At 67.5% G+C, this 14,114-nt stretch carries 9 protein-coding genes and 1 pseudogene; 4 read left to right on the forward strand and 6 right to left on the reverse strand.

Annotated elements, in window-relative coordinates; genetic code table 11:
• Positions 1–165, forward strand: a pseudogene (locus ACJ8AT_RS35185) (glutathione binding-like protein); the annotation flags it as partial.
• A 22-nt stretch (positions 166–187) separates the two neighbouring features.
• On the opposite strand, the gene ACJ8AT_RS35190 reads toward ACJ8AT_RS35185, so the two are convergent.
• The 4 genes from ACJ8AT_RS35190 to ACJ8AT_RS35205 form a co-directional block, all read right to left on the reverse strand.
• A complete protein-coding gene (locus tag ACJ8AT_RS35190; RefSeq protein ID WP_407742343.1) occupies positions 188–961 on the reverse strand; it encodes a hypothetical protein in 774 nt (257 codons plus the stop codon).
• Positions 962–1,035: 74 nt separating this feature from the next.
• Positions 1,036–1,335 carry a hypothetical protein gene (locus ACJ8AT_RS35195; protein WP_407742344.1) on the reverse strand — a complete coding sequence of 100 codons (300 nt, stop codon included), beginning with the start codon at positions 1,333–1,335 and terminating at the stop codon, positions 1,036–1,038.
• A gap of 82 nt (positions 1,336–1,417) precedes the next feature.
• Entirely contained in the window at positions 1,418–2,338 is a 921-nt protein-coding gene (locus tag ACJ8AT_RS35200; protein ID WP_407742345.1) for a RimK family alpha-L-glutamate ligase, read from the reverse strand.
• A gap of 143 nt (positions 2,339–2,481) precedes the next feature.
• Positions 2,482–4,821 carry a PhnD/SsuA/transferrin family substrate-binding protein gene (locus ACJ8AT_RS35205; protein ID WP_407742346.1) on the reverse strand — a complete coding sequence of 780 codons (2,340 nt, stop codon included), beginning with the start codon at positions 4,819–4,821 and terminating at the stop codon, positions 2,482–2,484.
• Between the two features lie 122 nt (positions 4,822–4,943).
• Between ACJ8AT_RS35205 and ACJ8AT_RS35210 the strand changes: the two genes are divergently transcribed.
• Complete coding sequence (locus ACJ8AT_RS35210) at positions 4,944–5,606, forward strand: glutathione S-transferase family protein (protein ID WP_407742347.1); 663 nt, start codon at positions 4,944–4,946, stop codon at positions 5,604–5,606.
• A gap of 21 nt (positions 5,607–5,627) precedes the next feature.
• Here the strand turns inward: ACJ8AT_RS35210 and ACJ8AT_RS35215 are convergent, their stop codons facing one another.
• Complete coding sequence (locus ACJ8AT_RS35215; RefSeq protein ID WP_407742348.1) at positions 5,628–6,029, reverse strand: VOC family protein; 402 nt, start codon at positions 6,027–6,029, stop codon at positions 5,628–5,630.
• Positions 6,030–6,306: 277 nt separating this feature from the next.
• On the opposite strand from ACJ8AT_RS35215, the gene ACJ8AT_RS35220 reads away from it, so the two are divergent.
• Both ACJ8AT_RS35220 and ACJ8AT_RS35225 read left to right on the forward strand, forming a co-directional pair.
• Positions 6,307–7,140: a peptidoglycan-binding protein gene (locus ACJ8AT_RS35220; protein ID WP_407742349.1), complete on the forward strand. Its 834-nt coding sequence runs from the start codon at positions 6,307–6,309 to the stop codon at positions 7,138–7,140.
• Positions 7,141–7,311: 171 nt separating this feature from the next.
• On the forward strand, positions 7,312–12,747 hold the full coding sequence (locus ACJ8AT_RS35225) for a beta strand repeat-containing protein (protein WP_407742350.1): 5,436 nt from the start codon (positions 7,312–7,314) through the stop codon (positions 12,745–12,747).
• Between the two features lie 170 nt (positions 12,748–12,917).
• On the opposite strand, the gene ACJ8AT_RS35230 is transcribed toward ACJ8AT_RS35225, so the two are convergent.
• A complete protein-coding gene (locus ACJ8AT_RS35230) occupies positions 12,918–14,072 on the reverse strand; it encodes a hypothetical protein (RefSeq protein WP_407742351.1) in 1,155 nt (384 codons plus the stop codon).
• Between the last annotated feature and the right edge of the window lie 42 nt (positions 14,073–14,114).

The following is a 14,114-nucleotide window of genomic DNA, read 5'->3' on the forward strand; positions in this document are numbered from 1 at the left end:
ATGATCGATCTGTTCGGCGCCGCCGATCCCACCGGCGCGCAGCGACGTCCCGAGCTGGTGAAGCACGCCGGGCGCCATCTGACAGCGCTCGAGGACTGGCTTCGGGAGCGTCCGTATCTCACCGGCGAGGCGTTCACCGTGGCGGACATCCTGATGACCACGGTGCTGCGCGAGGTGAGGTCCAGCACTAGGCTGTCGTCGATGCGTCGTCACGGTGGGGCGGCCACGGCGCGCCGACCTCGGGCAACGCCAGCCACGGCCGCGGTCCGTACTTCTTTTCGAACTCCTCGGCGAGATCCGAGCGCAGCGGCCGGACGAATCCCATCGAGTCATCGAGCATTGGCGTGACGTTGACGGGGTTGCCGCCGAGGTCGAGGTAGAGGCAGGCCGCGAGGTGCGGCGAGGCCGCGAGCGCGACGACACCCCCCTTGCCGATCGCGTTGGCGGTCAGGCTCATCCAGCGGAGGGTGCGCGCGTGCTCGCTGCTGGCGAGCAGCTTCGCCTCCGTATCGCCGAAGCGCTCCCCGAGCTCGACGATCTGGAGCGAGCTCACACGAGCGAGCAGCGGAGAGGCGACGACCGCCGCGAGCTCCAGCGGCGCGGTCAGGTTGACGTGCTGCACGGGCGCGAGCGCGACGAGCTTCGGCATCACAGTGGGAAACGCGGAGCCGGGCAGCGTGACCTCGGCGAGGCAGCCGCGGTGGAACGCAAAGGCCGTGACGAGCGGCGCGACAGCCCCTGCCCACAGCTTGCCGTGCCGGCGAACGAGCACGTTGATCTCGCGAGAGAGCTGGTTCGCCTCGTCACACCACAGGGTGTTCGCGAGGCGATGCTCGCGCAGGCGCAGTTGTTTCTCGATGAGAGGGGCGCGCGAGTCGTGGGTCGCATGCCACTCGGCGGCGAGGGTCTGGCGTGCCGAGAGCGAGCTCGGCTCGGCGAGGACACGGTCGTAGGCGGCCATGGGGGCACTCTGCGCGTGCGACGAGTGACTGCGGCAGCGCCGCCTTCTGGGCCTCGAACGCTCGCCGCTGCCTCTCAGTCCGGAGACTGGGAGTCACGGGCCTTGTCGCTCCCGTCGTGCGTCTCGGTCTCGTAATACGTGTGGCCGGGAAGCTCGTCCGGGGACTCCATGTCGCGCGCCTGATCCGCGCCGTCGCGCGTCTGGGTCTCGCTGGCCGTCTTCTCCGCCGACATGCGGAAGGGCGCTTTCTCGAGACCCACTCGGCGCGCCCACTCCTTCTCCAACTCCGTCCCCTCGGCGTCCGAGTTCGGGAACGTCAACCCGTCCGCAGGACTCGGGCGCGTCGTGACGAACAAGGTGCGTGGATGTTCCATGGTGGTTCTCTCTGGGTGGCGGGTGGGGTTGATGCCAGTCTCAGCCTAGGCGACGGAAGGGAGGGCCGCCATCCCCCCCCGATCACTGCACCAACATGCGGCAGAAGCGGCTTCCCACATCCGTCCCGGCTCGGATGTCGAGGAAGAGGAACTGACCAGAGGGGTTGATCTCGAGGAAGTACATGGTGCCATCGGGCGCCTCTCGCAGATCGATCGAGCCGCTGTGCAGCCCGAGGGCGCGGCGCAGGCGGCGGAGCTTGTCCGCGATGGGCTCGGGCAGCGTGGCCGGCGTGAGCTGGTAGCTGAGGTCATTGCGCCAGTCGTACTCGGCCACGGGCTGCTGGATGTGGACCTCGGTGGCGAAGACGTCGTCCTCGACGAGGGTGACGCGGTACTCCCGGCCCCGAGGGATGTACTGCTGGAAGATGGCGGGGCAGTACTTCAGCCTCCACAGGTCCGGGAGGTCCTCGTCCCGGAGCGGCCGTGTGTCCATCACCATCAGGTCCGTGGGGCCAAAGGACTTGTAGATGAGTCGAGGGTGCTTGCCGCGGAACGCCAGCACCTCTTCGGCCGTATTGGTGATGAGCGTGTCCGGGATCTCCAACCCGCAGGCCCGAGCGACCTTGAGCTGATAGGGCTTGTACCCCGCGGCCTGCTCGAGGATGGGCGAATTGTAGATGGGCAGGCCGCTGGCGAGCAGGGCTCCCCAGAGGGCGTCCCGGCTCTCGCGTACAGCGAAGCGGGCCTCCTCGGGGTCACGCGTATCGGGAGACGCCTTGGGATAGTGGACGCGCCGCCACCAGATGGAGTGGTAGTCCGAGAGGGGGCGGCCATTGAGCCGAACATTCGTGAAGTCAGGCCCCTGGTGCGAGAACGGGAGCGCGGAGGGGAAGTCCGCGGCATCCACGATGTCCGCGTCATCCCCTTGTTTCTGGAGGAGCGCCTGGATGGCAAGTGCGTGGTAGTCCTTCAGGAAGGAGAGGATCAGGATCCGCTTGGTCATCGGGGGCCCAGTGTCGTAGCCAGGGCGTCATGAGTCCAGACGAAGTGCACGGCCACTTGAGGCAAGGCGGAAAATCTCCCGAGGAAGGACATGACGCTCGATGAGGTGCGCCTCGCGCTGCTCGAGCTCATGGCTCAGGAGAGCTACCTGGGGAGCGTGATGATGAAGGTGGTGAAGACTCCCTCTTCCGATTCGAAGCGCAGGGTGCCCCCGTAGCCCTTGACGATGATCTCGTGGCTGAGGGAGAGCCCCAACCCTGTTCCCTCTCCTGCGGGCTTCGTGGTGAAGAACGGCGTCAGAATCTTGTCCCGGATGTTCAGGGGGATGCCGGTCCCATTGTCGTGGAAGTGAAGTTCCACGCTGTCCTGTCGGCCGGCGGTCGTCACCCGGATTCGTCCCTGGAAGTCCCGGCCCAACCGCTCCCACTTCGCGTTCACGGCGTGGCAAGCGTTCTCCAGCAGGTTGGTGGCGATCTGACTGATCTCCTGCGGGACGAGCTGCATCTTTCCCACCGACGCGTCGAACTCCTGCTCGAACTGGATGTTGAAGGAGGGGTAGTGAAAGCGGTTGCTCTGGGAGACGAGGTGGATGGCATCCGCGAGCAGAGCATTGAGCGAGACATCGCGGCGCTCGCCTTGTCCTCCGCGGGAGTGCGCGAGCATGGCGTGGATGATCCGCTCCATGCGCTGGCCATGCGCTTGGATCTTCTTCACGTTGGTGGCCAAATCCATGAGGTTCTGCTGAAGGTGCGCCGGAGGCTCGAAGCCCTGCTTGTCGTGCAAGGCCGTCAGCTCGTGGACCACCTCCTCGCACAGGTCCGCCGAGAGCGCCGAGAAGCTGTTCACGAAGTTCAGCGGGTTTCTGAGCTCATGAGCGATTCCCGCTGTGAGCGTCCCCAACGCCGCCAGCCGATCCTGGAGGATGAGCCGGTTCTGTGCCTCTCGTAGCTGGCTCAGGGCCGTGGGGAGCGCGTCGTTCTTCACCTGGAGTTCCTGGGCCCACTTCGCCTCCTGGAGCTCCATCTGCCTGCGGGAGGTCACATCCTGGGCGAACACCCGCAGCACGCCGCTGTCCGGCAGGGGCACCACCGCCAGCTCCCAGCACCGGCCCTCAAGCTCCACCCTGGCAGGGCGCTGCTCCTCACCGGCCCGGGCCCACGTGAACGCGGCCTGCACCACCGGGTGGTCCTGCAGCTGCACTGTCAGGTCTGGGAAGAACTCGTGGGCGGCCGGGTTGGCATAGCGCACTGCCCCTGTCATCTCCAGTTCCAGCATGGGCGCCGGGTGCATCAGGGGGAAGGAGGCCAGCCGGAACAGGTGCTCCTCCAGCGGGGGGTGCTCGGTGATATCGCGCAACTGCAGGAGGACTGCCGGCTTGGGGTGCTCGGGGTTGGGGGGCTTCACTGCCACTTCAACCATGTACGAGCGGATCTCTCCTTGCTCCTCCTGGTTATAGGGCACCTGTCCTTGTGTGCCGTCATGGCGCGCCAGCCGCGTCAACGCCTGCAGCCTCGCGGCCTGGGGCCCCAATATCTCCGTGAGCGTTCGCCCTAAGAGCTCGCGCACCTTCCGGCCCAGCGCCGTGTCCGTGGCAGCCCACGCGCTGAGGCAGCGGTCCTCTTCATCCAGCGTGAGCGCGAGGAAGCTGCTGCCCCGGCGCAGCCAGGGGTTGGACGCGCGCGGGGAAGCATTTGAGGATGGGACGAAGCCATCGACGTGGAACGGCGCGATCAGCGGATCCAGCCCGTTCCCGCCTTTGCTCAGCTCCACGAAGATGGACCGCAGGGCGGCGGCGTCCTCCTCGGAGAGGCGGCGCGTGAGGATGAGCCCGTCGGAGGGCGTGGGCTCGGAGAAGAGAATAGGCTTGAGCAGGCGCTCAGCGCCCTCAAGGTACTTGCTCATGGAGGCGCGGGCGTGGACCTCGTCCGGCTGGCTTGAGAGCACGGACGTCACGTCGGCCTCTCCCAAGAGGACCGCGCGCAGGGCTCTAGGGTAGGAGCCGTAGAACCGCTCGTTGGAGAAGAAGGTTGCGGGAGGGTAGCCCAGTGCCTCCAGCCGACGCGCGATGAGGAGATAACCGCCCAGCGATTGGGGGATCACCCAGGCGGCGCGGCAACCCCGCAGGTCCTCCAGGGTGGAGGCCTCGTCCACGCGGCAGACGAGCGCCGCGTAGTAATGATCGTGCCCGAAGCGCACCGCGCGCAGCACGGCCCATGCCCGGTGGGCGAACATGGCGCACTGCTCGGCCGTGGCCCAAGCGATCTCCACCTGATTCTCTGCGATTGCCTGGGAGAGGGCCTCGTAGGAGCGAGCTGTCACCACCTGGACCAACCGCCCCATGCGCAGGGAGAGGGCGCGGCCGAGCAGCTCGGCCCGAACGTGCTGCTGCTCTACTCCTTGAGATGGGTAGAGGAGGAAGCGGATGGGGGGAGAGGGGACTGTCACGATGGCCCGCGAGAGGCCGAAGTATAGGCGAAGGGACACGAACTGGTACCAGATGCCCTGGCGGCCTATGGGAGCGAATCGCAGCGAGGCGACGTGACCCTGCGCGGACCTCCGCTCCATGCTCCTCGACAGCGGGCGGGCACGGCATCTACAACGCTGGAGTGCTCACGCTCTACGGCTTCGGCCGCGTCAACTCGAAGGTAGTGGGTCTCACGCGCGATTTGCGCGCCCTGTGGACGCTCGAGGAGCTGGGCGTGCCCTACCGGGTGCACGGCCTGGATCATCCCGCGGGGGAACTCAGCAGCGAGGAGTACCGGCGGCTGAACCCCTTCACTCAGGTGCCGGTGCTCGAGGACGACGGCTTCGTGCTCACCGAGACGGGCGCGATCCTGCTGTACCTGGGGGAGAAGACGGGCAGATTGATGCCCGCGGATCTCCAGGGCCGCGCCCAGGTGACGCGCTGGTGCTTCGCCGCGCTCAACACCCTGGAGCCCCCGCTGTTCCAGATCGCGATGATCGATCTGTTCGGCGCCGCCGATCCCACCGGCGCGCAGCGACGTCCCGAGCTGGTGAAGCACGCCGGGCGCCATCTGACAGCGCTCGAGGACTGGCTTCGGGAGCGTCCGTATCTCACCGGCGAGGCGTTCACCGTGGCGGACATCCTGATGACCACGGTGCTGCGCGAGGTGCGCAACGCGGGCGTGCTCGACGGCTTCCCCCGGGTCTCCGCCTACCGCGAGCGCTGTGAGGCACGGCCCGCCTGGCGGCGGACACTGGAGGCCTATGAGCAGCGCCTCGGGGCCCCGGCGGGCAGCGCGCGCTAAAGGGGGAGGGGCTGTCCACCGCTACGCCGCCTCCCCATCGCGGCTCGCCAGGACCACGTAGTACCCGTCCGGATCCCGGAGCCACATCTCCCGGTGCTGGGGCGCCGGGTTCACGTGCGGCTCCTCGACCACCGTCGCTCGCAGCTTCCGCGCCCGCTCCACGGCCGCATCGAAGTCGTCCACCTCGAACCACACCAGGACGCCATGCCCAACCGGTGCTTGGTCCCTCCCTTGGAGGTTGGGGTGCTCCTCGTCGTCCCAGCTGTGGAGCTGGAGGATGAGCGTGTCCCCGCTCATCAGCCGGTCATAGAGGAGCCGGTGCGGATGATCCGGGTCCCCGAAGGACTCCACGCCGAGCAGTGCCCGGTACCAGGCGCTGCTGGCCTTCACGTCTCGCACCGCGATCAGCGGTTGGGCGCGCACAGATGCTTGTGCGGGAGGGAGTGCGCGGGGGGAGGGGCTGGCCATGGCGTACCTGGGGAAAGGAGGGCGGAGGTGATGACTGTAGTCAACAGGTTGAGGGGTGGTCTCACCACACTTGCGCAGAGGAAAGGTCGTCTTTGGTGCTTCAATGTGGGTGCTTTGGCGATAACCCCCTGGATCCCTGAGGCTTTGTTTCCCAAGGCGTTCCCCCTTCGCGTGGCATGTAGGCCGCAAGAGGTGTCAGGCAGACCCCTCAACCTTCCGAAAAGAGAACGCCATGTCCATCACCCCCGCCGCCCGCCGCCATGCCCCGCCACCCCGCGCTCCCGCAGTGGGAATGCTGCACGAGGGGAGCAAGGGGCCCCAGGTGCTGGCGCTCCAGAAAGCGCTGGCCGCCGCTGGCTTCAATCCCCACGGCCTCGATGGCTCCTTCGGTCCCAAGACGAAAGCGGCGTTGATCGCGTTTCAACGCGCGGCGGGCATCACCGTTGATGGACTCGCCGGGCCGCAGACCTGGAACGCCCTGAAGGGCAAGGGGGCCCATCCGCCTCCACACACCGGCCCGTCCACTGGCCCGTCCACTGGCCCGTCCACCGGCCCCGTCACCGGCCCGTCCACCGGCCCCGTCACTGGCCCCACGGCGCCCGCCTCCCAGAAGATCCAGTCGATGCTGACCTGGGCGAAGTCGATGATCGGGACGCCGTACGCGGCGGTCAACCCGTTCCGTTTTGGCGATGTCCCCTGGGATGGGGCCGCCCACAAGAGCGTCAACGGCTCGTCCACCGTCTGGCAGTACCCCAAGGGCACCCGAGTCTTCGACTGCTCGGGGTTCGTGGTGGCCGCCTACCGGCAGCTCGGCGTCGATCTCGCTGCCCACGGACTGGCCTCCACCTCGACCTTCAACGCGGACACCAAGTTCCTGAAGCCGCTGACGCGTGAGCAGCTGGCCCCTGGAGACCTGATCATGTACCAGCCCCACAACGGCATTGGCCACGTGGTCATCTACATGGGCGAGGGCAAGGCCATCGAGGCCGCGGGCGGCAAGGGAGTCACCATCAGCAACGTGGACTGGAACCGGATCAAGTCGATGCGGCGAGTCCCCGTGCCCTGATCCTCCGCGACGATCTTCCTTCGCGGGCGCAGACAGGAGTTCCCGGGTGATCCGAGGTGCCCCAAGAATCGGGGCGCCTCCCTGGCACTTGCGCTGGAACTTCAGGTGCTGAGACAGTGCGCGCACTTCGTGAATCGCGTCTGATTCATGTCTCACGCCCCCGAGGACATCATGAACGCTCGTTTCGCCCAGCTCGTTGTCAGGGGCGTGTGGCTCCTTGTTTTGTTGGTGCTCGCGGCCTGCGGAGGGGGTGGCTCGAAGCCGCCTCCCGCGAGCCAGTCCCTTCGCGTCACCCCCGCGACGGCCACGGTCACCGTCGGCGCGACGACGCACCTGGTGGCCGAGCTGGTGGCCGCGGATGGCACGGCCTCGCCCGCTGGCGCGGACGTGGTGTGGACTTCGAGCAATGCGTCGGTCGCGAGCGTCACACGCGAGGCGGATGGGAGCGCCACGGCCAAGGGAGTCGGCAAGGGCAGCGCTGACATCACGGCCAGCGTGAACGGGCTCTCGGCCAAGGCCACGGTGCAGGTGACCGCCATCGAGCTCGTCTCCATCGAGCTCACGCCAGCGGCGCCCTCTGTGCCAGTGGGGCAAACGAGCTCGCTCACCGCCACGGGGCACTTCAGTGACAAGCACACGGAGGACCTCACCGCGCAGGTGACCTGGACTTCGTCCGCGGTGACGGTCGCCACGGTCAGCGATGCCGCGGGAAGCAAGGGGATGGTGACGGCCGTCGCTCCGGGCGAGACAACCATCACGGCGAGCACTGGGGGCGTGAGCGGGACGACGACGCTGACGGTGACGGCGGCCACGCTGGTCTCCATCGCCGTCACCCCGGCCAACCCGTCCATTGCTGCCGGGACGACTCAGCAGTTCACGGCCATGGGCACGTACTCGAATGCCACGACCCAGGATCTGACGGCGACGGTGACCTGGGCCTCCTCGAGCCCGAACACTGCCACGGTCAGCAATGCCGCAGGCAGTAAGGGTCTGGCCACGGGATTCAGCGCCGGTACGGCGACGGTCAGCGCCACGTCGGGTTCGGTGTCAGGCTCGACGACGCTGACGGTGACGGCGGCCACGCTGGTCTCTATCGCCGTCACACCCGCCAACCCGTCCATCGCTGCTGGAACGACACGCCAGTTCACCGCCACGGGCACCTACTCGAATGCCACGACCCAGGATCTGACCGCTTCGGTAACGTGGGCCTCGTCGAGCCCGAACACGGCCACCGTGAGCAATGCGGCGGGCAGTAAGGGTCTGGCCACGGGAGCCAGCATCGGGACCACGACCATCAGCGCCTCGTCGGGTTCGGTGTCGGGCTCGACCACGCTGACAGTGACGGCGGCGACGCTGGTCTCCATTGCGGTGACTCCGGCCAATCCCTCTATCGCCGCTGGGACGACGCAGCAGTTCACCGCCACGGGCACGTACTCGAATGCCACGACGCAAGATCTGACGGCGACGGTGACCTGGGCCTCGTCGAGCCCGAACACGGCCACGGTGAGCAATGCCGCGGGCAGCAAGGGTCTGGCGACGGGAGGCAACGTCGGCACGACAACCATCAGCGCCACGTCGGGCTCGGTGTCGGGCTCGACCACGCTGACGGTGACGGCGGCCACGCTCGTCTCCATCGCCGTCACCCCCGCCAACCCGTCGATCGCCGCCGGGACGACGCGGCAGTTCACGGCCACAGGCACATACTCGAATGCCACGACTCAGGATCTGACCGCTTCGGTGACGTGGGCCTCCTCAAGCCCGAACGTGGCGACGGTGAGCAATGCGGCGGGCAGCAAGGGTTTGGCGACGGGAGCCAGCATCGGGACCACGACCATCAGTGCGACGTCGGGCTCGGTGTCGGGCTCAACCTCGCTGACGGTGACGGCGGCCACGCTCGTCTCCATCGCCGTCACCCCGGCCAACCCGTCGATCGCCACTGGGACGACGCGGCAGTTCACGGCCACGGGCACCTACTCGGATGCCTCGACCCAGGATCTGACCGCTTCGGTAACGTGGGCCTCGTCGAGCCCGAACGTGGCGACGGTGAGCAATGCGGCAGGCAGCAAGGGTCTGGCGACCGGAGCCAGCGTCGGGACCACGACCATCAGCGCCACGTCCGGTTCGGTGTCTGGGTCGACCACGCTAACGGTGACCGCAGCCACCCTGGTCTCCATCGCGGTGACTCCGGCCAACCCGTCGATCATCGCTGGGACCACCCAGCAGTTCACCGCCACGGGCACCTACTCGGATGCCTCGACCCAGGATCTGACCGCTTCGGTGACGTGGGCTTCGTCGAGCACAAGCGTGGCGACGGTGAGTAACGCGGCGGGCAGCAAGGGTCTGGCGACGGGAGCCAGCGCCGGGACCACGACCATCAGCGCGACGTCGGGTTCGGTGTCCGGCTCAACCACGTTGACGGTGACGGCGGCCACGCTGGTCTCCATCGCAGTGACTCCTGCCAACCCCTCCATTGCGGCTGGAACCACCCAGCAGTTCACCGCCACGGGCACCTACTCGAATGCGACGACCCAGGATCTGACGGCGTCGGTAACCTGGGCCTCGTCGAATGCGAACGTGGCGACGGTGAGCAATGCGGCGGGCAGCAAGGGTCTGGCGACGGGAGCCAGTGCCGGGACCACGACCATCAGCGCGACGTCGGGTTCGGTGTCCGGCTCAACCTCGTTGACGGTGACGGCGGCCACGCTGGTCTCCATCGCGGTGACTCCTGCCAACCCCTCCATCGCCGCCGGGACGACACAGCAGTTCACGGCCACGGGCACGTACACGGATGCCTCGACGCAGGATCTGACCGCTTCGGTGACGTGGGCCTCCTCAAGCCCGAACGTGGCGACGGTGAGCAATGCGGCGGGCAGCAAGGGCCTCGCAACGGGCGCCAGTATCGGGACGGCGACCATCAGTGCGACGTCGGGCTCGGTGTCGGGCTCAACCTCGCTGACGGTGACGGCGGCCACCCTGGTCTCCATTGCTGTCACCCCTGCCAACCCGGCCATCGCCGCTGGGACCACCCAGCAGTTCACGGCCACGGGCACCTACTCGAATGCGACGACGCAGGATCTGACCGCGTCGGTGACGTGGGCCTCGTCGAACGCGAACACGGCCACGGTGAGTAATGCGGCGGGCAGCAAGGGTCTGGCGACGGGAGCCAGCACCGGGACCACGACGATCAGTGCGACGTCAGGCTCGGTGTCCGGGTCGACGACGCTGACGGTGACGGCGGCCACGCTGGTCTCCATCGCGGTGACTCCGACCAACCCCTCCATCGCCGCCGGGACCACCCAGCAGTTCACCGCCACGGGCACCTATTCGGATGCCACGACGCAGAATCTGACGGCATCGGTGACTTGGGCCTCGTCGGATACGAACGCGGCGACAGTGAGCAATGCCGCGGGCAGCAAAGGCCTGGCGACGGGCGCTAACGTAGGCACAACGACGATCAGCGCGACGTCGGGCTCGGTGTCGGGCTCGACCACGCTGGCGGTGACGGCGGCCGCCCTGGTCTCCATCGCGGTGACTCCGACCAATCCGTCCATTGCCGCCGGGACCACCCAGCAGTTCACCGCCACGGGCACCTATTCGGATGCCACGACCCAGGATCTGACCGCGTCGGTGACGTGGACCTCGTCGAGCCCGAACACGGCCACGGTGAGCAATGCGGCGGGCAGCAATGGACTCGCCACTGCCATCAGCGTGGGTACGACGACGATCAGCGCCACGTCGGGCTCGGTGTCGGGCTCAACCACGCTGGCGGTGACGGCGGCCACGCTGGTCTCCATTGCGGTGACGCCGGCCAACCCGTCGATCGCCGCCGGGACGAATCAGCAGTTCACGGCCACGGGCACGTATACGGATGGCTCGACCCAGGATCTGACTTCGACGGTGACGTGGGCCTCGTCGAGCACGACCGTAGCCTCGGTGAGCAATGCCGCAGGCAGCAAGGGTCTGGCGACGGGAGTCGCTGCCGGGACGACGACCATCAGCGCCACGTTGGGCTCGGTGTCCGGCTCGACGACGCTGACCGTGACTGCGGCCACGCTGGTCTCCATTGCCGTCACGCCAGCCAACCCGTCCATTGCTGCCGGAACCACTCAGCAGTTTACCGCCACGGGTACCTACTCGGATGCCTCGACTCAGGATCTGACGGCGTCGGTGACGTGGGCCTCGTCGAACGCGAACACGGCCACGGTGAGCAATGCGGCGGGCAGCAATGGGCTCGCCACCGCCATCAGCGTGGGCACGACGACGATCAGCGCCACGTGGGGCTCGGTGTCGGGCTCGACCACTCTGACGGTGACAGCGGCCACCCTGGTCTCCATCACAGTCACCCCGGCCAACCCGTCGGTCGCCGCAGGGACGACCCAGCAGTTCACCGCCACGGGCACGTACACGGATGCCTCGACCCAGGATCTGACGGCGTCGGTAACGTGGGCCTCGTCGAGCCCGAACGTGGCCACGGTGAGCAATGCCGCGGGCAGCAAGGGTCTGGCCACGGGAACCAGCATCGGGACTACGACGATCAGCGCGACGTCGGGCTTGGTGTCGGGCTCGACGATGCTGACGGTGACGGCGGCCACGCTGGTCTCCATCGCAGTGACTCCGACAAACCCGTCCATCGCCGCCGGGGCCACCCAGCAGTTCACCGCCACGGGAACGTACACGGATGCCTCGACCCAGGATCTGACGGCATCGGTAACGTGGGCCTCGTCGAGCACGAGCGTGGCCACGGTGAGCAATGCGGCGGGCAGCAAGGGTCTAGCGACGGGATCCAATGCGGGCACAACGACGATCAGCGCCACGTTCGGCTCGGTGTCGGGCTCGACCACGCTGACGGTGACGCCGGCGCTTGTTTCCATCGCGGTCACGCCGGCCAACTCGTCGCTCATCGCTGGGAAGAGCCGGCAGTTCAAGGCCACGGGCACGTACTCGGATGCCACGACGCAGGATCTGACGGCGTCGGTGACGTGGGCCTCGTCAAGCCCGAACACGGCCACAGTGAGCAATGCCGCGGGCAGCAATGGGCTCGTCACTGCCATCAACGCTGGCACGGCGACGATCAGTGCGACGCTGGGCTCGGTGTCCGGCTCGACGACGCTGACCGTCACCGCATGCCACGTCACGATTAACGAGGTGACGACGGGCGGGGCCTCATCGGGCTTGGACGAGTACATCGAGCTCTACAACGGGTGCTCGGTTTCCATCGATCTGAAGGGCTGGAAAATCGTCTACCAGTCCGCTGGGGGATCGAACGATATCAACCTGTTCTTATTCTCAACTACAGCTTCAACTCTGATGTCGCCGGGCAGCTTCTTGCTCTATGCAGGGACCAATTACTCGGGTAGCTCCGATGGGAAGCTCAGCAGCGGCCTTAGCCCTACCGGCGCTGGCGTGGCTCTGAAAGATGCTTCTGGCAATGTCCGTGACTCCATGGGCTACGGAACGGCGACGAATACGTATGTCGAGGGCACAGCGGCTGTGGCGCCCGCCGTAGGGAAGTCCGTTAGCCGGTTCCCTACGGATGGCGTGGACACCGAAAACAACGCGAATGACTTCCACGAGACAGCCCGGACGCCCAAGGCGCCTAACCCCTGAGCCTCACAGCGGGGCGCGCTGCCTATAGGGCGCGCCCCGCGCTCATCACCTGCACGGGGCCGTGAAGCCCTGCCTCACGCCCCGCAGCTCCCCGTGACACGAAAAAGCCCCGCCTCCCACGAAGGGAGACGGGGCTTCAACGCTCCAGCCGCTTGGCCGCGGAGGCGCGGCTACTCCGGTTTGAAGTGCCACACCGCGCGGTGGTGCGGGTGCTCGTCGAGCGTCCAGGTCTGCTTGCGCTGCGCATCCCAGGAGAACTGCTGGATGCCCTTGGCGAGCGTGTCCTGGGCCTTCACCGCGTGGCCCGGGGTCGCGTGGTACAGGTGCCCAGGGGAGCCCATCGTCGCGATGTCGAAGCCGTCACCACGGGCCACCACGCCGGCCACGCGCGCCAGTGGCACCGAGAAGGCCTCCGTGGCGCGCACGCTGCCGCTGGCGTCCGTCTTGAGCTTCCCCGTCTCCAGATCGAGGGGCCAGCGGATGATCTTCCCGCCCGTCTTGTCCTTGCGGTACTCCTGGCTCACCAGCGCGTTGTGCTTGCGGTCGACTGACAGGCCCGAGAAGACAGGAGCGCCCGGCTTGCCCTTGAGCTCGGGCGGCACGCGGTAGAAGCCCACCTGCGGCAGCACCACCGACGAGGTGCCCTTGGGCACCGCGGAGTGGTCCTTCACCTGGGCCAGCTTGTTCATGTCGAAGACGCGCAGGCCGCCGTGGGTGTCCGCGACGTAGAGGTAGTGGCCCACCATGCTGGCGCCGCCGGCGTGGCACGCCACCGGGGAGAACTTGCCGGGGTGCTTGGGGTCCGGCATCACCAGGTCCACGTTGCGGTACTTGGCCTTCTGCCCGTCGTTCGGGTGCGTGTAGTCGACGAACGAGACACGCGAGTGCTTGTTGTCCTTGGAGTGCCAGGTGACAGCCACCCAGTCGCGCCCGTGGATCTTGCCTTGGGCGTTGGCGTCGCTCGAGGTGGTGACGGCCTGGGGGAACCAGTTGGGCGTCGTCCCGTCCTCGTGGTTCCAGGTGAAGCCGGCCGGGCGCTGGTGCTTCATGCCGGTGGTGGGGTGGGTCGCGTGGTAGTGGCGATCCAGGGGCAGGTGGTCCAGCCCTCCCACGGGCTTGAGGGTGCCGGTGGCCACCGCCTGCGAGATGGCCTTGTCCGAGGCCGTGAAGCCCGTGGGCTTGAGCGTGGCGTCCGTCTTGACGCGCTTGAGCTCATGGCTCCCGCCACTGGAGGCGGCCTGGGCATGGGCCGGGGCCTTGGCGTGCGTCGAGGCCTGGGCGGGGTGGTGCGGCGCGGGGCCGCGCCGGAGAGAGCTGACGGTCATGTCAGGATTCTCGCCAAATGAGAGGAAGAGTTGCGAGCTGCC

It is taken from the genome of Hyalangium sp., assembly GCF_045802625.1.
Classification (GTDB): domain Bacteria; phylum Myxococcota; class Myxococcia; order Myxococcales; family Myxococcaceae; genus Hyalangium.